The following is a 20,081-nucleotide window of genomic DNA, read 5'->3' on the forward strand; positions in this document are numbered from 1 at the left end:
GTTGTACCGTGCTTTTTATAGATGATTCCGGCTGACTGCATAGCAAAGAAGACCCCTGAATTAGGAGTCTTCTAACCGTCAGTATCTATATCAGCTTGTGCGCATACCACTTCTTGCCCCGGAAGCGCCACAGGAACACCGCTCCGCGCACTGCCCATTCGCAGTTCATCGCCAGCCATACACCCAGCACTCCATAGCCCAGCACGATCCCGAGAATATAACCGAAGACCACCCGGAACAGCCACATGGTCAGCATTGAAGCAATTGAGGTGAAGCGGGAATCTCCCGCTGCCCGCAAGGCAGACGGCAGAATGAAGCTGAAGGCCCAGAGCGGAATCTGGGCAATCGCATTCACCAGCAGTACCACAAACAGATCATCGATGATCTCCGCAGGCGGAGAGAAGATCGACACCAGCGGATGGAACAGCGGCATCAGGATCAAGGCCACCAGGGCGTAAGAGGCGGAACCGATCCACAGGAAGGACTTGATGAACTTCCGGGCATCCGCTACATCCCCCCGTCCGATACACTGGCCGACCACGGTTACAATCGTCAGCGACAGCGCACTGGCCGGAATCTGAAAGACCATCGCCAGCGATCCGGCAATCGCATTGGTGGCGATGGCATACGTGCCCAGACTGACAATGAAGATCTGCGTCAGCAGCTTGCCGCCGTTGAAGAACATCTGCTCTGCGGCGAACGGTACGCCGATGAACATAATTTTGCGCAACATCGTAAGTGGTACATGGAACAGGTCGCGGAACTGCACACGCAGCACCGAATCGAACTTGAACAGATAGATCAAGGCACAGGCCATCCCCACATAACGCGCAATGTTGACCGCAAGTGTCATACCCAGCACACCCATGTCCAGCAGGTTAATAAAGACAACGTTGAGGATAACGTACAGCACGTTCATAATCAGCGACAGCATCAGCGAAGCCCGCGTCCGGCCCACGCCCCGCAGCGCACCGCATACAGCCTGAACCACGGCAATCCCCAGATACGAAATGCTGCTGCCGATCATATAGACCCGGGCATTGTCCAGCACATCGGCGGAGGCCGTTCCGAACAGCAAATTCAGAATTGGCGTATGGAAGGACATCAGCAGCAGACCGATTCCCACCGCAAGCAGCGAGACCGAGGTAACCGATCCGGCCGTGGCCTGGGAGACCATGCGGTCATTCCCGCTTCCTTTATACTGCGCAACCACCACCGTCCCCCCGGTCGCAATCGCCACAAATACATTGATCAGAAAAATATTCAGGGAATCCACCATATTCACCGCACTGACTGCCGCCATACCCGACGAGCTGATCATTGCGGTGTTGACCAGGTTCAGCCCGATAATGAAGGCCTGGTCAATCAGAATCGGGATAAACAAAGCGATAATTTGCCGGTAATCCATGCTGTCTCCGGACAGATATTTTTCCAGCCATTTCTTGGCCGGTTGAGGAGCTTGAAGCTGCATACATTGATCACATTCTTTTCTGTAGAATAATTGCAGGCGTACTATACATTCCTTCCAGTTTACTACAGATTCCGCTTCAAGTCTGTGTTAAGAGTGGAATTCGTTCTGATTAGCGGATAACATTCCCTGCTCCCTAAGTAAAATCCTGGGTCCGGCCGAAATATAGAATGAGAGTATTTACATTCGGAAGGAGGAGCCTATTATGAACAATGAGATCGTTAAAAGTCTGATCCAGCAGGTGACGGAAGAAGTGTTAGCCGAGAACCAAGCTGCCTTGGAGCAGAGTGGAAACAGCCAGGCCAGCATTCAACTAGCTGTGCAATTGTCCGCCGTTACCACCCTTAAGATCCTTGAAAAGCTGGAGCTGATCGATAAGGATTAACCGCACAGCCTGCCTGTGCTACATACCCGTAAGGCACTCCGCGCAAAAAAACCGCAGGAAGCGAATTCCCGCCTGCGGTTTTTTTGCGTGCCTATGGAGGATTCAAGGGTAGTTGTGGACTCCTGTCAAGAAAGTAGACAGCGACTATGTCATTTTCCGCTTAAATGTGGCTGCAAACTGAACCGGAGAAACGTAACCCAGCGCCCCATGGATTCGTTTGCGGTTGTAGAAAAATTCAATGTATTGGAAGATGGCATCGTAGGCCTGTTGCTTTGTTTTAAATCGATTCCAGTACACCAACTCTTTCTTTAGGAGGCTGTGAAAAGACTCGATACAGGCGTTATCATAACAGTTCCCTTTGCGGCTCATGCTTACGGTCATCTGGTACGTCTTGAGGCGTTCCTGGTAGTCGGCAGAGGCATACTGGGAGCCTCGATCCGAATGGTGAATCAAGCCCTTCCCGGGGCGCTTCGCCTCGTAGGCAGCGACCAGGGCGCCTTGGACGAGGTCGGTGGTCATCCGGTCGCTGAGCCGCCAGCCGACAATCTCCCGGGTACACAGGTCCAGCACGCTCGCCAGGTACATCCGGCCTTCCCGGCAGGGAATGTAGGTGATATCCGCCACCCACGTCTGATTCGGCTGTTCTGTGTGGAATTGCTGGTTCAACAAGTTGGGGGCAGTGGGGAACGGATGGTTGGAGTCGGTAGTGCATACACGAAACTGTTTCGCGACACAAGAGCGCAGACCGAGTTCCTTCATATATTTGCCGACGGTGCGTTCACTGACCCGGTGCCCTTCACGGTGGAGGAGAACCTTGATTTTGGGGCTGCCATACCGGCCTTGTGAGTCATGAAAATGGTAGGCGATCCGTTTCAACAGCAACGCTTTTCGGGTGGCTTGGGGGCTAGGCTTGGCTGTTCTCCATTTGTAATAACCGCTCCGGGACACCTGAACAACGCGGCACATCTTCTCCACAGGGAACTTGGAGCGATGATCTTCAATAAACTGAAATCTCAGTTCTTTGGGTTGCTGAAGATGTGCACTGCTTTTTTTAGGATCGCCATCTCCTCATTCAGGTCTGCGAGTTGCTGCTCCCGCTCCTTCAGTTGACGTTCCAGCTCTCTGTACTTATCCGGAGTTACGATGGGCTCATCCTGAAACTGCCGGTACTGGCCCAGCCAGCGATGCAAGGTTTTGGCGGGGATGTCCAGCTCCAGGGCTAATTCCGCCACCGATTTCGTCTGCTCCTGGATGTACTTGACGGTCTGTCTTTTGTATTCTTCATTGTAGCTTTTCCGTGTTCCACTCATAGGGACACCTCCTCGTTAAACTTATTATCTCTATTCTCTTAACGGGTGTCCACGTTTAACACTAACAGCAGTTGTGCTCCTCATTTACGCTCCAGGACCGCTTTTAATGAATTCAGGTGCACTAATGCCAATGTCATTAAGATAAGTTCAAAGATAAGTTTGGAATTAATAAAGAGAATCCAAAACGGTATGGGGAAACGTCCTATGCCGTTTGTTTTTGGTGTAAGGAAGGAAAAAAGCGCATAGCAAACAAAGCGGATGGAAGATCCACTTAAAAAAATGTTCATGCGAACCGAATTATGCTACTCTGTAGACGAAGCTAATGGCGGATTTGCTACGTATTCTGCGTGTATTCCTTTGCCCAGGACGGGTGAGACGAATCGGCAAAATATTTTTGCGAATCAAAGCTTCCACATCAGGCGGGGGTCCATCGCCCTTGGAGCGCAGGAAATGTCTACAGACGTGAACGGCCACCGTGAAGTTGACTTGGTAGAGGTGCCGTTTATCCTTTTGGGAAATGACTACGTGCGAGGTAATCATTTCAGCGAAATTGTAGAGGATCATTCTTGCGAATATCTCTTGGGTAATGGACTCTTGCTTCTTTGCGTGAAAATGGGTCAGACCGATGGTGTATTTTAAGGCCCGGAAAGAGGTCTCAATCCCCCATCGCAGGTGATACAGTTCCCGGAGTTCATCCGGTGAGAATTCAGCAGCCGGTAGATTGGTAATGACGGTTTCATAATCGCCACTGGGCAGGAGGAAACGAACCACCCGAAAGGAAATCGGGTAAAACAGGTTCTTTTGCATGTCCAGAAAATCAAAGCTAGAGGTGGCCGGAAGAATTTTATAGATTTCGGGGTGATCCCTGAACGCTTTCGTTCGTTTTTTAGTCAGCGTCAGGTGAATCTCCTGATCAAACGCCCCTTCAAAGGTCAAGTGCAAGCCCGAAAGAATGCCATTCGAATGCAAATCCTTGACCCGTATGACGTACTTCCATCCTTTCCGTTCCAGATGCGCGAACGTATTGTAGCTTTCCAATCCTCGATCCGCCAACACAATGACGTTCCCCTGAATAGGGGACCGATCCACCATCGTGGACAGCGCCCTTCCTTCGTTGCGCAGCTTTCGAGGTTGAAGGATGGCGTCCACGTAAAGCCGGTTACAGAGGTCATAAGCAGCGTTCAAGTGCAGAAGGTTAAAGCCTTTCGAGTGGGGCTGACTTTGAGAATAGGTCAACGGGTCCGCAGGATCTGTTGCAATATGCAGATCGGAACCGTCAATGGCCAATAATCGATAGCCTCGATAATCCTTGAATTCCGTATGGGACGCGGTAAAGGTGTGAAACAAAGATTCGACCGCAGACGGCAAAATTTTATTTCTTTGCTGAACAAAAGCAGAAGAAGTTGCGGTGTTAACGTCATAGCCCTGCGATTCCAACAGTTCCTTATAGAGGCTGTTGCCGCCCATAAAGATCAGGGTTTGCATAACCATTTCAAAGGGTAGTTTTTTCGTTCGGGTAAAATCCTTTCCCGGGTTTCTGACGTAAGGCGCGGGGGCAGCCGCCATCTCACGGATGAGAGATGTCAGTCTGTCTTTCAGCGAATTTGCATAAGCATTCATTGGCGTAACCTCCTCGTTTTTTCAAGGGGCTTCGCCACACGTTTTCTACGGATTGTCAAGATTTTTTTGTGCAAAAAAAGAGCAGGCTATCTTTTCGATAACCTGCCTTTTTCTTGTTTTTGGCTCTATATCTTAACTTAATGACATTGGCACTAATGCACCTCATTCGCTCTCCACGCCCACTTTCGGCTAATTCAAGTGCACTAATGCACCTCATTCGTTCGCTCAGCCAACTATTTACGAATTCAGGGGCACTTCTGCTCTTCATTTACGCTGTCCGCCCGCTTTCGGCGAATTCAGGTGCACTAATGCTCTTCATTCTGACGGCTCAGAGGGATTTATCCCTCTCATTTTCGTTCACCGCCCATTTTCAGCTGAATCAATGGGATTTTTCCCTTTCATTTTGACTGATCATCCACTTTTAGCTGAATCAATGGGATTTTTCCCTTTCATTTCAGCTTATCATCCACTTTTAGCCGCATTAATGGGATTTATCCCTTTCATTTCGGCTTATCATCCACTTTCAGCTGAATCAATGGGATTTTTCCCTTTCATAGCCTCTGATTGACTCTGATTGACAAATTACTCTTTTCGGCAGCAATTCCACAATACAACTCTTATATACGCTGCGCCTCCAGCTCCCGTGTGAGCTCAAGCGCTTCAATACCGGCCAGCAGCACAATGCCGATTCCGTGAGTATCGTTGAGCTGCCAGGTGAGCTGTTCCTTGTAATATAGTTTGTTAAAGGAATAGCCCGATCCCCGGCAGACGCCGTAGACATTCCCCTGATGGTCGATGCAGTATTCGGCCAGCGCCATCCAGCCGCGCAGCGCTGCATCGGCATATGGATACGGCTCTGTCAGCCAACCTCTGCGCACACCGCGCGCAAAGGCATATACGAACATCGAAGAACACGATGCCTCCGCATAAGATCCGGGATCGGTCAGAACCTGATGCCATAATCCTGCGGCGTCCTGCAGCCGTATATATCCTTCGCACAGCGTCCGGTAATAGTCCAGCAGTTCTTTCCGCTGCGGATGCTGCTCCGGCAGTACCTCCAGCAGCTCAGTCAGCGAGAACAGCACCCAGCCGTTGCCTCTGCCCCAGGCTACTCCATTCGGCTTGCCGAATTTGTAGTCATACACATGATGCATTATGCCAAGCTCCGGCTGGAACAGCCGATTACGGTAATGAAGAAACTGTGACACTGCATCATCCAGATAAGCGGGATCGCCCGTCAACAGATAATACCGGCTCAGGAACGGAGTGCTCATATACAGATCATCGCACCACATCGTTCCCTGCATGAAATCGGTGGTGCCCCGTGTACGGTAGAGCGCCCCATCCTCATCTCGGGACTGCGTATTTTGAATATACCGGGCGATATACGCCGCTGTTTCGGGCGCTCCATGCAGCGGCTGCTCGGCATGAGCGGCGAGCATCACCGCACCGAAGGAGCCGCAGTCGTCCAGAGAGTCCATAAGCGCCAGCTGCTGGTTAATACCCGGAGCACCATAGCGGCTGCGGTCCCAGAGCGAATACGCATGTAGCCGGGTACACTGCTCAATATGTCCTCTGGCATAAGCGGAATAATGAGGATCGCCCAGAGTCTGACCGGTACGCAGCAGACCATATAGAGTTACCCCGAGCGGATAATTCCAGCGTCCGTACAGCGCACTCTCCAGATATGGCCTGACTGCCCCGCCAGGACGGTCCACCCGCCAAAAGCATTCCTCCGCCCCTTCACCGAAGGGAGCATCCATAGAAGCCGCTTCCGCAGGCAGCGGTGCCACCGATTGCAGAAACGGTCCAAGGTACAGCCATGGACCGGTCTGCCCTTCCACCGGATAGGGACCCACCAGCTTCACTGTGCCGTGGACTCCACTGGCACCGGCTCCCTTATTCAAGGTTCCCTGCGGAGAGCAGCAGGGTGAAGCTTCCGCAAGAGCCGCGCTACACTCCGCTTCCACCTGTACCTCTGATGTGTTCCCAGCCTCTGCCGCTTCCAGGCGGAAGCCCCAGCCGGGCCCGCCGCACACGGCCTCGACCAGCAGGTCATGGCTGCCGAAGTCCAGCGGCAGCACACATTCAAGGCCGGCACTCGCTTCGGGCTGGATGGCGGCAAGCCTGCCATCTACATAGACCTTGAGTGCCGCTACATCCCGGCTGCGGATAAGCAGCCGCGCGTCCGCTCCGCCCGGCGCCGTCACCGCCAGCCGGCTCCAGGCCAGCGCCGCCGCGCCGGGCACCGCGCCAAGCACGCGCGCGAGGTTGCCGCCCTGCGCCTTGTCATCCGGCCATCCGGCCGCCGGATACCACGCACAGCGGGCCGCCAGCTCAGCTTCGGCGGCCTCCGCGGCTTCGCCGCAGCGGACACTTCCGCGCTGCGAAGGCTCCGCGCGGTGCGCCGCAGCCTCTCCCTCAGGAGCGCCGCCGCCCTCCGGCTGCAGCGTCCATCTGCTCTGCTGCGGCGCGCTGTAGATCCAGCCCTCACAGCCGCTGCGCTCCGCAGTCGGGGCCAGAAAATGCAGCGGCGCGCCCTTCACGCTCCCGGTGCCAAAAATCCCGCCGCAGCCGGTGCCGACAGCTGTACATTCCAGCAGGAAGTGATTCCAGCCTGCCTTCAGCCCGGTACGAAAGAACACCTTGCGGTCCGGGAACACATCATCGTTCAGATTGGAAGCGAAAACGGCAACGCCGCCAACATAGACTGTCACCGGACCGAAGCAGCTGAGCGCGAGCGGTATTTCGCTGTCCGTATCGCTCCACAGCTTCCCCCAGGCATAGACAAATTCCCCGTCCCGCAGCTCAGGCAGCCGTTCTTTCAGATTCATCTCATACCGGCAATCCGACAGGCGCGGGAAGCTGTTCTCCAGATGAACGCGGTAGACCGGAGGCTGCGGCGGATTTGCACCGATATAGCGGTTCGCTATGATGGCAAGCATCGCTTCCGTATGCTCTCCGGCTGTGCGGACGATGGAATGACGCGGATGAAAGTAGACGGGAACATTGGCCTGCCCGGCATCACCCTTCACCGCATCCCCTCCCAAGGCACTATCCTGTATAGCAGCACCCTTCACGGCGTGCCCCCCCAAAGTACCATCCTGCACCGCATCACCTATCACCCCATGTCCTTCCTCTGCGCTCACCACTGCTTTCCCTTCCCCGCCCCCCATCACAACGTCACCTCACCGCCGGGGTACAGGGTGGAGCTGTACAGCCGTTTGGGCTGGGGCAGCTGTTGCCCGGGGTGTGCCGCTTGCAGCGGGAGCGCTTCACCGGCATAGACAGCGGCCAGCTCATCCGTATAAATAATGACCTGCTCACTTCCACTGCCCAGCAGATCCCCGTGCACGGCGTAGCCCTGCTCGGCGAATTCGGCTACGATATTCATATGGCCGTCATAGAGTGCGGGAAGCACCGCTTCGCCCCGGCGGTACGCCAGAATATAGTCGGGTGCACCCGGCCAGAATCGGCTGACGGCTTCGACAATGGTCAGCCAGCCGTCAGTGGTACGCTCTTCCTTCCACAGCTCGCGGCCGGAGCAGTCCAGCAGGAACATGGCATCCTTGCCCCGCAGACCCTTGCCGTCATCCTCGCGGACCATACGGTCAAGACCGGCAATCTGCAGGCCGGGCAGGTCCGGGCGAAACCGCCCGAGCGCCAGATGCTGCGACTCGACAGAGCCTTTGTACCGCCACAGCTCGTGCCCGTTGCGGTCGTACATCACCGTCACACTGCCGCCGATGACCAGCTCCGGTACCCCGTCCCCGTTCACATCACCGACCCACAGGCAGTCGGCATGATCGTCCAGATCATGGCAGCTCCACAGCTTATTTCCGTCCGCATCCAGCAGATCATATCCGGCCATCACCTCATCGCGCCCGTCACCGTCCAGATCGTACACCCAAGGATAGTGCCCCACATTGCCCTGATGGGTCCAGAGCAGCCGGAAGTCCCGATCCAGCGCCCACAGCTGATGGTAGCGGTCTTTGAGAATGATGTCGGAAGGATAATCCCCGCCTGACAGGTTGGCAATAATGATGCAGTCATGAGCCTCCTTCGCCGGCAGCGGGTGAACCGCTTTGACCTTGCCTGTCGCCCCCTCCAGAATATGCAGCTGGTCCTTCATCACACACAGCACCTCCAGCGCCCCGTCACCATCGATATCGGTAATCTGCGCCGGATAATCGGAGCCTTGGCTGCCTGCGCCCGGGTCCGGCGTTCCCGTCTGCCACAACAGACGGCCATCCAGATTGTAAGCCGTCAGACACTGTACCTGGTGCGGAATATAACGGACATCCTGGCGGTTATCCGGCTGCACCAGCAGCAGCTCAGCCCGGCCGTCCCCGTCCAGATCGCCGAGCAGCATTTTACATCTTGGACCGGCGGCAGAGATATCCAACCCGGCCAGCCGATGCAGCTTTTGACTATGATCCATATGATTCACCATACATCCTCCTTCACTCTATCCCTGTTCTGTATCAGCCCAAATCCACAGTCTGTCCCCCGGGCACCTCGACTACCGTACCGCCAACCTCCAGCCATACAGCAGACGCTCCCGGATTATAGACAAAGTCCCTTGCCGCCGAGAACAGCAGCCCCCGGCAAGCCTTCATGTAATGCACCAGCTCCAGATTGGTCGCATACCAGATGTCCCCGCGTCCGCCCGCCATGGCGCAGAAGCGCTCCATCAGCTCCCAGTTGTTGTCATTGTCGAACTCGTAGCTATGCCCCCACACATACATCAAGTACAGATACTGCCGCTTATGCAGCCCCACAAAAGCCTCCCCAAGAGCAAGCAGCTCCCGGTTATGATGACAGGTCGCCTGCCACTCCAGCCAGTCCTCCGGGAGGGCGAACCCCCCGGTAGACTGCACTGTGCGGGCATACTCAATGCCCAGATGCGGCAGCAGCGCCTTGATCTCCTGCGTATACGAGCCGTTCGGGTAAGACATGCCGCGCACAGGCTGGCGGACCAGCCCTTCCAGCACCCTGCGGTCCTCCATAATCTCCTCCACGACTGACTCCTGCGGGCAACGCGCCAGCGTCGGATGACTCCGCGTATGTACGCTGACCTCATGTCCGTGATAGAGAGCCGCAATCTCATCTGCCCTGATGCGATCCCCTTCGCCAAGCAGCCCCGAATTCAAATGAAAGCTGCCCTTGATTCCATGCTGGTTGAACAGGCTGACCAGACGTTCATCCGCGCGCCGCCCGTCATCATAGCTCATGGTCAGCGCCTTATGACGGCCTTGCGGGTAGCAGTAATACACTCCCGGCATTGCAGTTAAGCCTCCTTCGTAATCGTCCGTACCTATATAAATTCTACTTGTATATTTTCTGTTATAGGATAGCCGTGACTCCAGCCACCTCTCCATGCTTCAAGGAGCATATACGGTCAGATCGCTATATTCCGCTATCAGCGGTGCCATTTGCCGGAAGCCGATCCGGCCTCCGCCCAGCAGTGGACCAATGGACGAGCCGTCATCCAACCAGTGCAGCACCGGCAATTCATTGATAGCAAAAGTCACAGCAGCCCCCCGCTTCACCACCAGCATCCGGTAGGCCGCGGTCATATCGGCGGTATCCGGGAGCGGATCAGCCCCTTGGGCGACCAGGTGGAAGCCGTAGCTTTTGCGCAGATTACAGGTGTGAAAAGCCCGCTCCTCCTCCCACATCCGGCGAAAATAAGAGATATGATAGGCATCCATCTCCCCATGATGGTACTGGTCATATTCGCCCGTGCGGACCGGCAGGGACGGGTCGAACAGATCCTTGCCCCCGACACCGGCTGCCGCGAAGAACAGAATGGCCAGCCCCGGCTCGCGCAGCGGGCGGAACCTCCAGGATACGGCAACCTCGGCGGGGAAGATCTCCGGGCACCAAAAGACCACATTCGCCTTCTGCCCTTCCTCAGCACTCCGGGTGCTCTCCAACCGCAGCCGTCCCTGCGGAAAAGTAAACGCACCCTCGCCTTCCATACGGAAGCCTTCCACCTGTACGGGTCCTTCCAGCGTATTGCGGTAGATCTTGCGCCAGCCTTCCGGAATCATCGCTAAGTCCTGCTGCACCGTCATCGGACATCCGCTCCCTTCCCGCGACCTGCACCGTCACTAGCTCCTGCCTGTGCAATACCCCCAGCTACGGGATCAGTTCCTGCATCCGCTTTATCACCAGTTCCTGCACTAGCTCTAGCTCCAGCGGCTCCGGCTTCTCCCCCGGAACCTTCTTCCCTTGCAGGCAGAGCTTCGGCAATCAGCTCCAGTGCAATGATCGTATTCAGCGACCACTGCGAGGCTTCATTCGTATTCATCCAGTCGATCTCATTCAGCGCTTCCGTATAAGTCACCTGCTTCAGCTCCGCTTGAAGATTGACGATGCCGAACGGGTTCTCAAGCAGAATGCTCCAGCAGCGTTCCGCCGTAGCCCGGTCATCCTTGACCCAAGCGCCGTAGGCGGCAATAGCCACACTCAGCACCGGATGCTCGAAGCGCAGCTTGCCTGTAATCGCACCTCCGGATCTAAGCAGCTGCTCTTCCTCCGGCAAGTTATAGAAGACACCGAACTCAGCAAGCATGTCCTCCCACTCCGGGTCCTCCAGCATCATCGCCAGCTCGAACCACACCTGCGGACCACCCATGCAGATCGCCAGGTGCCGTCCCCAGTTGTCATCGCCCATTGGGCTGAGAATGCCCGTTGCGGGATCGTATCCATAGGTTGGACCGGAGATCAGCCGCAGATTGGCTGCTTTGATGCAGTCGATGCCGGTTAGGATTTTGTCGCGGTAGGCCGTATCCTCATAACGTTCCCAGCGGGTCATCCAATTGGAGCTGAACGCGGCCCAGTCCGGTCCCACCCGCACATGCGTCTTGAATTCGTCCTTCGGAAAATAAGCCCTCATCGGGTCCAGCGTCACCGTGGAATAATCCGCATCCTTCACACTGTCCATGATGTCGCCGGTCCGCTCATCACCGGTCAGATAATAGTAGTAGCGGTGCAGACCCGCCATAGCAATCCGCGCTTCCTTGCAGCCGCAGCCCCAATGCACGACATTATGCCGGGAGCCAAGACCCGCATATTCCCCGAAATGATATACATCCACCTCGCTCGTGTGCCGGGCCATCGCTTCAGCCATCCGGTAAATATCTGCGCGTCCGGTCCGCAGGAAGCTCACCCACAGCCACATATTCGGCACCAGTTCGGCGTTCTGCCACGCACAGCCGCCCAGATCATAATTCCAGACATGGCGGACCGGATCATAGCTGTGCATGAAGTCGCCATAATCCCACAGGCCGTACCACTTCCGCTGCTCAATTTCCTTCTGGTAAAAGCTGATAATCCCGTCCAGCCGGTCCTCCAGGTACGCCTTGGCCGGGGTGCTCCGGTCCGGCAGGCTCCAGAGTCCAAACGCCCGGTTGCGGTGATAATATTCGGGTTCACAGACCAGCAGCGGCGGTTCATCCGCCTGCCGCTGCATCTGCCGGAGCTGCCCGGAATCCGGCGTCCGCAAGGTACACCACAAGGTCAGCTCGTTCGTATTGGCGATGCCGTAAGGGGTTGCCCGCAGCTCCTCCGCGCCTTCATAGGAGGATTCGACATGCGTCTTCGTATCATAATGGCGAAGGTCCATGGCCGGAGCCTCCGGCGTCCAGAACCAGACAGTTAACGCCGCTTCCGCGCCGGAGGTGCCGCTGATCTCCAGCCCGGACGGATGCTTCTGCCAGAAATCCTTCACTCCGGCAGCCAGTCCTCCGCCGTCACAGCCGATATAACCCAGTCCTCCGGCCCTCCGGCCTTCCGCCCCTTTAATCCAGGTGCAGTCCGGTCCGGTCCGCTTATGCACGGCATAATGCTCAGACGAATCCTGCACCAGCCGGAAGTCATCCCATACTGCCGAGTCCTGGAGCAGGCTGGTGAAATAGGCATCCTCCACAGGATCAAATTCCTGGCTCTGCCCCTCAAGCTGCGCGGCGAACCTATCGGCATATTTGCCCCGGGTTCTGCGGGTCTGGAGCGTCTTGGGGGATTCGCTGAAGATTCCCCCGCTGCCCGCCAGCCGGACATGGCGGTTATACAGCGGACCGCTGAGCGGCACCTTGAACAGCAGGCCCAGTCCCTTGATGAAATCCTGCTGCGGGTTGCCGTCATAATGGAAGGTATGCACCAGCCGGATGGACGCAAGCCCGGCATAGAAATAGAGCCGCAAAGTATAAGGAAGCCATTCCCTGGCTCCCCTTGTGCTTCTATGCCGCCCGTCCAGCCGGATCACGGCACGCACCGGTCCCCGCTCTTCCAGGCTGGACTTCAGCGTTACTCCGGTGAACCGCTCCTGCCGCAGCGTCAGCTCCCCGCTGAGGATGTCCCGCTGCTCGCGGAGACAGACCAATTCGCTACCGCTGCACACAAGCTTACCCGAGCCTGATCCTACCCCCGCCTCCACAGCTCCATAATATCCATGATCTTCGTCCGGTCCCCCGGATTCCGCCGTATCCCGGCGGATAATCCGGGAGATCACACCTGGACCACGCTTGACCACGGTGCAATGAATGCTGCCGGTATCGACGATATAAGCCTCCTCCGTCTCTTCCACGGATACCTGGAAGGCTGCGGGCATAACGCTCTGTCCGGCAGAGCGTTCCAGCCTATATTCTGCCGTACTCCCTTCAGGGCATACGGCAGAATGCAGGGACCATTTGATGCTGCCGTCCGGCCAATACGCCGCCGGGCGGCTCTGCAGCGGCAGACGGCAGCCATCGTCAGCCCCGCCGCCAAGACATAGCGCAGCCAATTCTCCGCGCTTCAGATCGCCCTTGGACCAGGGAACTCCCCAGGTCACCCCCGCAGCCGCAGCAGGCGGGTTCAGCCACCGTAACTGGACCGGCAGGGCCGAGGATAAAGAGGTCATCTTCTGTCATCTCCTTTATGAGACATCACCCGGACGAATGAACCGTTCCCGGAGCAGGAGGCCTGCGGACAGGGGGATCACGGGAAGTGAGCCGCTGGCATTCTCACCTGGTTCCCGCTTACCGGGTCCCGTTCTCCTTATCCCCCTCCTGTCGGCTCAGTTCACGGTAACGTGTCGGCGTGATGTTCTCCTGTTTTTTGAAAATCCGGTTGAAATAGCTCTGCTGATAGCCGACCTGCAAGGCAACATCGTTCATCTTCAGATCCGTGTCCCTCAGCAGCTCCTTCGCCTTGGCGAGCCGAAGCTCCGTCAGATAATCGATGAAATTCTGCCCGGTGACCCGCTTGAACGACTTGCTGAGCAGAAAAGGGCTGGTGCCTGTAACATCTGCACAGCTATCCAGCGAGATATTGTCCATATAATGCTGCTGAATGTACAGCATCGCCTGATCAATCGTCCGTCTTATTCCGGCGTCCGATCGTTCACACAGCTCCTTCAGGAAGGGGGCGATGACCTGCGTACGGAACCAGGAGAGAATCAGGCCCGGCTCATGAATCTGCGAGAGACTGGCATACAGATTCCTGCCGCGCAGTAGCTGGCTCTGGGCCATCCCGGCCTCCAGCACTGCATGAAGGATCGCACCGAGCAGATGCAGCATCCCCTGCTGTACGTCGATCACCTTCGCGCCGCCTGCGGAGAGCGTCTCCAGGAATTCCTCCAGCAGCCGGTCCGCCTCCTCTGCTTCTCCGGTCCGCAGCGCCTGAATCAGCCCGCGCTCCAGCGCGAAGGAATACTGCGGCAAGGGAGTACCCTGCCCCTCCCGCTCCAGCTGCTCCAGGCTGATGATCTGGTTCCCGCCCCCGTACCTGCTGTGGCTGGCCGCCTGCTTCGCCGCCTCGAACGACCGCGGAATCGCGGAGATGCTCCCGATCCCTGCACTGTACGCCACCGTGGCCTGAAGCTTAAGCATCCGGCTCAAGGTAGCCGCCAGCTCTTCACCGAAGGCGCCTACGCGGGCCGGATCGGGGCCGCTTCCCGGTTCCATCAGCAGCACACCGGAGGTAAGGTCATGCAGATTGACCGTCTCCGCCCGGCCGAAATGCTCACGGGCAAGCTCCAAGGTAATATTGACGGCCGCGAACGACACCAGACTCTCGTCGCCGCTGCGGAACTTGGCCTCCAGGCTGGAGATGCCGGTCAGCTGGATATACAGCACCACGAACGTACAGTTCTCCACTTCCCACTTATACTGCTTCATCCGGCTCTGGAGATCCTGTTCGGAATAGGCATACAGATACCCCTGGAACAGCTGGTGCAGGAAGCTCTGCTGCACATGCGGAAGCTGCTCCAAGAGCGTGTACTGGAGGGCGTACTGCTGTCCGTGCAGGTTCTGCCAGTGCCGCTCGATCAGCGTCAGCTCATCCACCCGGTCCCCGGAGGCCGCATGCTCAGGGAGCAGCGTCTGAAGCAGGCGGCGGACCGGCGAATAGATTCTGCGGGAAGCAATCCAGGACAAGACCGCCGCCAGCAGCAAGGCGCACAGGCTGACCAGGATAATCATCCGGGACAGCCAGACCACTGGAGAGGTTACGCTGGAGATCGGCGAAGCCGACACATACCGCCATTCACTGGCAATCCGCGAGAAGTCACCATAGGTCACCGCATAAGTAACCCCATTCCAGTCATACAGAAATGATCCGCTATCCTGGCTGCCTTTGGCTGTAATCGCAGTCCGCAGCGCCGTAACCAGCGGCGCGGGCGCATCCATCCCGCTCCCCGAGATGAACAGTCCGCCGGATTTCTGCTCCATGAACACCTCCCCCGTGTTGTATGGGGTCATGGTCCGCAGCATCGCGGATACCTTCTCTGTATCCATCCGCAGCAGCAGCGCCCCGAAGGGCTCCCGGCTGCCGCCGGGGATATGGTGCACCAGCGTCAGCTCCTTCTGCTCCGGGTTCACCGGATCAAAAGCCCATTCCGTCCAGTACGTGCTCCGATCCTGCTTCAGCAGCTTCGAGTACAGCGCTTCCTCCTCCGCAGCCAGTGTCCCGTACTCCGTGCCGAAGCGCACCGGCTGATTACCGGCCAGATACAGCTCAACCTGCCGCACCATGGAATTCGAGCCCTGCATGACTACCAGCGTCTTCGTAATATCCCAGGCCCGCTCATGATTGCGGATGAAATCCATGTTGCTCAGCCCATAGTCGAACTTCGGATCGAAGGCCCAGTGGGCCAGCATCAGCTCCAGATTGGACAATTGATCATTAATGTTGTCCGCCCGCTGCTCAATCTGCCGGTTATGCATCCGGAGCAGCTCCTTCTCAAGATTGCCCCCGGCCATAAAATAGACCAGCAGCCCGATGATCAGCCCGGGAATGGACGAGACGATCAGCACAATAATGAGATTATGGCGGTAATAACGGCCCTTGCGTCCCGCCCGGCCTCGCGTATATCTGTTCCGTGCTCCTGCCCCTTCATTCTCCATTGCATTCACCAGCCGAATCCTTAGTTTAGAGTTGCAGCTATGCAGCCGCAGCGGGCACTGACCGGCCGGAGACTGGAGCAGGACCGGATTTTACTTGCCCGCTGAGGCGTACAATTCATTCATTTCCTTCACCAGCTCATCTCCGCCGGTCTTCCGCCATACCTCAAAAGCGGACTTCAACCCGGCCTCATCCATCTGGCCGACAATGAATTTGATACGTGCATCGTTGATTACGTTATCCAGCTGTGAGCCTTTTTGCGTATAGACTGCCGAGATCAGCGCTTCCGCCGGATTGGTCACAATTGTCGTTTCATTCGTCTTCTGCACCTCGGTCTGCTTCAGCCGCAGCGGCGTCTGCTTCACCTGCTTCGCCTTGTCCTCAGGGATGAACGGCAGCATCTGGTTCAGGCCTTCCACTTCCGATTCCAGCAGAACGGTATCGCTGGAGCGTTCGATATATCCGTCCACCAGCTTGTAATGCACGCCTTCAATACCATAGTTCAGCATCGTCTGCAGATCCTCATCATTCAGCCGGTCCAGGAAGGCCAGGACCTGCTTCAGCTCCTCCTCGGTTTTGACCGAAGACTTCGGAATGGCCAGCATGCCGGAGAAGCCCGAGGTCGGGAGGGTGTGCAGCGCGCCGTCTGCTCCAGTCACACCGCCGATGACATCCATATAATGGCGTTCCGGCTCATCTTTGCCTTCCTTTTGGAGGGCGGCATGAATCTTGTCATCCAGCCGGGCCGCGTTATCGACCACATCGACAATGACGCCGGCCTTGTTGTTGACGACCGGATCATTCCATTTGGAGCTGTCCATTACCGCAAAGTCCGCGTTGATCAGCTGCTCATCGTACAGCTTTTTCATGAATTTAAGCGCTTCCAAATAACCGGGATATTCATGCTCAGGCACGAGCTTCCCTTCCTGAACGCCCCACTTGTTCGGAGAACCGAACCACAGCTTCATCGTATCGAAGCCGCTGGCCCACTGGCCGGTCCACTTGACCAGCACCATACCGTACGTATCCGCCTGGCCGTTGCCGTCCGGGTCCTGCTCCTTGAACGCTTTTAGCATATTATAGAAATCATCTACGGTCTTCGGTTCCGCGAGCCCTACCTTCTCCATCCAGTCCTTGCGGAACACCACGCCGTTACGTCCCAGCGCCCGGCCTCTGTAGATTCCGTAATTCTTGCCGTCGATGGCCGAGTTATTCAGAATGACCTCCTTCGCCCCGCTGAGATTCGGATAATCCTTGAGATACGGACCCACCTCCCAGAACGCGCCGGATCTCGCTGCATTCACGAAGCTGGAGGCCTTCACATCACCTACATACATAATATCAGGCAGCTTGCCGGAAGCCAGCGTAATGTTGAATTTGTCGGCATAGGACGCATTCGGCACCCATTCGAAATGAATCTTGGTGTTCGTCAGCTCCTCCAGCTTGGCGGCGACCGGACTGCCGTCCTTCGGATAATTGGTTTTGAAAATCGGCAGCATCAGCGTCAGCTCAAGCGGCTTCTCCGCCTTGGTAGTAGCGTCCGCCTTCCCGCTGTCAGCAGCAGACTCCTTCTGCCCCGCACCCGTATTCTCCCCATTCCCGCCGCAGCCGGACAATACACTTAGAATCATAATCATAGCCAGCAGCATGAACAACCCTTTTTTCCCAGACCTTGAACCTCTGCTCCGCTTCATCTTCATCATCACTTGGCCTCCCTTTATATGTTGACTAACCGGTTACCCTTTGACTGAACCCAGCATCACCCCTTTGGCAAAATGCTTCTGCAGAAACGGATAGACGCACATAATCGGCAGGGTGCCGACCACGATGACGGCCATTTTGATTGACTGCTCCGGCGGCTGCACGAAATTCGGGTCCATGGAGCTGAGATCCCCCGCTGCCGACTGGGACAGCATGACGATCTGGCGCAGCATCACCTGCAGCGGCCACTTGGACGGATCATTAATGTAGAGCAGCGCCGAGAAGAAGTTATTCCAGTGTCCGACCGCATAAAAGAGCGTGAACGTCGCCAGCACAGGCTTCGACAGCGGCAGCACAATCCGCCACAGCAGCCCCAGCTCCGTACAGCCGTCAATGCGGGCCGCCTCCTCCATCTCAGCCGGAAGCTCCTGGAAGAAGTTTTTGACAATAATCAGGTTGAAGGCGCTGATCGCCCCCGGAAGAATCAGGGCATTCAGCGTATCGAGCAGATGCAGCTCGCGGATCACCAGATAGGTGGGAATCATCCCGCCCCCGAACAGCATGGTGAAGATGACCAGATTGAGGATCAGATTGCGGCCCATCAGGTACCGCTTCGCCATCGGGTAGGCCATGGTAACCGTGAAGAACAAATTAACTGCCGTACCGATCACCGTCACGTACAGTGAGACCCCGATGCTGCGGACAATGGTATCTGTGGAGAAAATAAACCGGTAAGCGTCCAGCGAGATCGTCGTCGGAATCAAAAAGACAGCGCGCTTCGTAATTTCCGCCTCGGTGGCGAAGGAACCGGCGACTACAAACAGGAACGGCAGGATGGCCGCGATCCCGATGATGCCCAGCACCACGTAATTAAAAACGTCAAAGGTGATTTCTCCGGCGCTGCGGTAACGTTTAGCCATACTCTTGGCCTCCTTTTCAATATAATCCGGATTCGCCTGACTTCTTGGCGAGCCAGTTGGTGCCGAGCACCAGCACGACCCCGATGACCGATTTGAACAAGCCGACGGCGGTGCTGTAGCTGAACGCTCCCTGGGTAATCCCCAGCGCATACACATAGGTATCGAAGACCTCAGCCACCTCACGGTTCAGCGCATTCATCATCAGATAGATCTGCTCGAAGCCGTTATCCAGAATCGTGCCCATCCGCAGAATGAGCAGAATGACAATCGTGCTGCGGATCGCGGGCAGTGTAATATGCCAGGTCTGGCGCCAGCGGCTGGCCCCGTCCACCACGGCTGCTTCATATTGCTCCACATCGACACCGGCCAGGGCAGCAAGGAAGATAATCGTCCCCCAGCCGCATTCCTTCCAAATGGTCTGCAGAATAATCATCGGGCGGAACCAGTCGGGACTGGCGAGGAAATCAATTTTGCGCCCGGTGACCGCGAACAGGAATTCGTTGACCGCACCGCCCTGTGTCGTAAGGAACACGTAGGAGATACTGGCGACGATGACCATGGAGATGAAGTGGGGCACGTAGATCAGCGTCTGAATCGTCCTTTTGTAGAAGGACAGCCGGATCTCATTCAGCAGCAGGGCCAGGATAATCGGTGCCGGGAAAAAGAAAACCAGGTTATACAGCGACAGCACCAGCGTATTGCGCAGCAGCATGAAGAAATCAGGGTTCTGAAAAAACGTGCGGAAATGCTCCAAGCCGACCCAGCCGCTCTTCCAGAAGCCCAGAAATGGCTGATAATCCTTAAAGGCGAGCAGCACTCCCCACATCGGCACATATTTGAACAGCAGGAAATACAGGAGTCCGGGGCTGAGCAGAATATAGAGCCATTTGTCCCGCTTCAGACGTCTGAAGCGCTGCTCGCGCCTGCTGCGGCGGAAGCTTGTACCCGCGCTGATCTCTGCTGCCTCCATTGCCGCTCCTTGCTTCATTTACATTCACCTCCGTATGGATAAGCAGCCTTCGCACTGCACTGCTTTGGTTGCGCTTTCTATTATGGTAGGCGGGTGTTTTTCCGGCAATCGGACTTTTTGGACAGCGCCTTGTATGGCTTCAGCGCCGCTTCCGCAATAAAGTCCAAAACCGGCAAAACTTTACTATTGCATGTGGGGGGCAGACACTATATAAATTGAACCTTGTAAGTACTCAGTATGGGATAGCCGTGACTCCAGAGAAGTTTTGGGCTTCCGGCCGCTGTTGTCTGCAGATTTCTCTTAATCAAACCGCTAT

General features: G+C 56.4%; 14 protein-coding genes. 1 reads left to right on the forward strand and 13 read right to left on the reverse strand.

What is annotated here, in order from left to right:
• Positions 1-85: 85 nt before the first annotated feature.
• Positions 86-1,471, reverse strand: coding sequence for an MATE family efflux transporter (locus MKY96_RS20295; protein WP_340942746.1), 1,386 nt, complete (start codon positions 1,469-1,471; stop codon positions 86-88).
• A 202-nt stretch (positions 1,472-1,673) separates the two neighbouring features.
• On the opposite strand from MKY96_RS20295, the gene MKY96_RS20300 reads away from it, so the two are divergent.
• Positions 1,674-1,853 (forward strand): hypothetical protein, encoded by a 180-nt coding sequence (locus MKY96_RS20300; protein ID WP_340942748.1) that lies wholly within the window; start codon positions 1,674-1,676, stop codon positions 1,851-1,853.
• Between the two features lie 144 nt (positions 1,854-1,997).
• Here MKY96_RS20300 and MKY96_RS20305 read toward each other — a convergent pair whose 3' ends face one another.
• The 12 genes from MKY96_RS20305 to MKY96_RS20360 form a co-directional block, all read right to left on the reverse strand.
• Entirely contained in the window at positions 1,998-2,870 is an 873-nt protein-coding gene (locus tag MKY96_RS20305) for an IS3 family transposase (RefSeq protein ID WP_340944661.1), read from the reverse strand.
• Positions 2,867-3,163: a transposase gene (locus MKY96_RS20310; RefSeq protein WP_340942750.1), complete on the reverse strand. Its 297-nt coding sequence runs from the start codon at positions 3,161-3,163 to the stop codon at positions 2,867-2,869. Before MKY96_RS20310 ends, MKY96_RS20305 begins: the two co-directional genes overlap by 4 nt.
• Before the next feature lie 297 nt (positions 3,164-3,460).
• Positions 3,461-4,783, reverse strand: a complete 1,323-nt coding sequence (locus MKY96_RS20315) for an IS4 family transposase (RefSeq protein WP_076086935.1) — start codon at positions 4,781-4,783, stop codon at positions 3,461-3,463.
• Positions 4,784-5,400: 617 nt separating this feature from the next.
• Positions 5,401-7,959, reverse strand: coding sequence for a glycoside hydrolase family 88/105 protein (locus MKY96_RS20320; protein ID WP_340942752.1), 2,559 nt, complete (start codon positions 7,957-7,959; stop codon positions 5,401-5,403).
• Complete coding sequence (locus MKY96_RS20325; RefSeq protein WP_340944662.1) at positions 7,959-9,224, reverse strand: hypothetical protein; 1,266 nt, start codon at positions 9,222-9,224, stop codon at positions 7,959-7,961. Before MKY96_RS20325 ends, MKY96_RS20320 begins: the two co-directional genes overlap by 1 nt.
• Positions 9,225-9,267: 43 nt before the next feature.
• Positions 9,268-10,068, reverse strand: coding sequence for a polysaccharide deacetylase family protein (locus tag MKY96_RS20330; RefSeq protein WP_340942754.1), 801 nt, complete (start codon positions 10,066-10,068; stop codon positions 9,268-9,270).
• A 99-nt stretch (positions 10,069-10,167) separates the two neighbouring features.
• Positions 10,168-10,863, reverse strand: coding sequence for a DUF1961 family protein (locus MKY96_RS20335; RefSeq protein WP_340942757.1), 696 nt, complete (start codon positions 10,861-10,863; stop codon positions 10,168-10,170).
• Entirely contained in the window at positions 10,860-13,691 is a 2,832-nt protein-coding gene (locus tag MKY96_RS20340; protein WP_340942759.1) for an exo-rhamnogalacturonan lyase family protein, read from the reverse strand. Before MKY96_RS20340 ends, MKY96_RS20335 begins: the two co-directional genes overlap by 4 nt.
• A 118-nt stretch (positions 13,692-13,809) precedes the next feature.
• Positions 13,810-16,176 carry an AraC family transcriptional regulator gene (locus tag MKY96_RS20345; protein ID WP_340944663.1) on the reverse strand — a complete coding sequence of 789 codons (2,367 nt, stop codon included), beginning with the start codon at positions 16,174-16,176 and terminating at the stop codon, positions 13,810-13,812.
• Between the two features lie 90 nt (positions 16,177-16,266).
• Positions 16,267-17,874 carry an extracellular solute-binding protein gene (locus tag MKY96_RS20350; RefSeq protein ID WP_340944665.1) on the reverse strand — a complete coding sequence of 536 codons (1,608 nt, stop codon included), beginning with the start codon at positions 17,872-17,874 and terminating at the stop codon, positions 16,267-16,269.
• A 36-nt stretch (positions 17,875-17,910) separates the two neighbouring features.
• The gene (locus MKY96_RS20355; RefSeq protein ID WP_036722627.1) at positions 17,911-18,795 is read right to left on the reverse strand and encodes a carbohydrate ABC transporter permease; all 885 of its coding nucleotides are present in this window, start codon (positions 18,793-18,795) and stop codon (positions 17,911-17,913) included.
• 16 nt (positions 18,796-18,811) lie between these two features.
• Positions 18,812-19,783 (reverse strand): ABC transporter permease, encoded by a 972-nt coding sequence (locus tag MKY96_RS20360; protein WP_340942761.1) that lies wholly within the window; start codon positions 19,781-19,783, stop codon positions 18,812-18,814.
• Between the last annotated feature and the right edge of the window lie 298 nt (positions 19,784-20,081).

The organism is Paenibacillus sp. FSL R7-0302, from assembly GCF_038006885.1.
Taxonomy (GTDB): Bacteria; Bacillota; Bacilli; order Paenibacillales; family Paenibacillaceae; genus Paenibacillus_AQ.

Excerpts from the sequence above, each read along its gene's own strand:
- MKY96_RS20295 (WP_340942746.1), bottom strand. The coding sequence starts at position 1,471 with ATGCAGCTTCAAGCTCCTCAACCGGCCAAGAAATGGCTGGAAAAATAT.
- MKY96_RS20300 (WP_340942748.1), top strand. The coding sequence starts at position 1,674 with ATGAACAATGAGATCGTTAAAAGTCTGATCCAGCAGGTGACGGAAGAA.
- MKY96_RS20310 (WP_340942750.1), bottom strand. The coding sequence starts at position 3,163 with ATGAGTGGAACACGGAAAAGCTACAATGAAGAATACAAAAGACAGACC.
- MKY96_RS20315 (WP_076086935.1), bottom strand. The coding sequence starts at position 4,783 with ATGAATGCTTATGCAAATTCGCTGAAAGACAGACTGACATCTCTCATC.
- MKY96_RS20320 (WP_340942752.1), bottom strand. The coding sequence starts at position 7,959 with ATGGGGGGCGGGGAAGGGAAAGCAGTGGTGAGCGCAGAGGAAGGACAT.
- MKY96_RS20325 (WP_340944662.1), bottom strand. The coding sequence starts at position 9,224 with ATGGATCATAGTCAAAAGCTGCATCGGCTGGCCGGGTTGGATATCTCT.
- MKY96_RS20330 (WP_340942754.1), bottom strand. The coding sequence starts at position 10,068 with ATGCCGGGAGTGTATTACTGCTACCCGCAAGGCCGTCATAAGGCGCTG.
- MKY96_RS20335 (WP_340942757.1), bottom strand. The coding sequence starts at position 10,863 with ATGACGGTGCAGCAGGACTTAGCGATGATTCCGGAAGGCTGGCGCAAG.
- MKY96_RS20340 (WP_340942759.1), bottom strand. The coding sequence starts at position 13,691 with ATGACCTCTTTATCCTCGGCCCTGCCGGTCCAGTTACGGTGGCTGAAC.
- MKY96_RS20345 (WP_340944663.1), bottom strand. The coding sequence starts at position 16,176 with ATGGAGAATGAAGGGGCAGGAGCACGGAACAGATATACGCGAGGCCGG.
- MKY96_RS20350 (WP_340944665.1), bottom strand. The coding sequence starts at position 17,874 with ATGAAGATGAAGCGGAGCAGAGGTTCAAGGTCTGGGAAAAAAGGGTTG.
- MKY96_RS20355 (WP_036722627.1), bottom strand. The coding sequence starts at position 18,795 with ATGGCTAAACGTTACCGCAGCGCCGGAGAAATCACCTTTGACGTTTTT.
- MKY96_RS20360 (WP_340942761.1), bottom strand. The coding sequence starts at position 19,783 with ATGAAGCAAGGAGCGGCAATGGAGGCAGCAGAGATCAGCGCGGGTACA.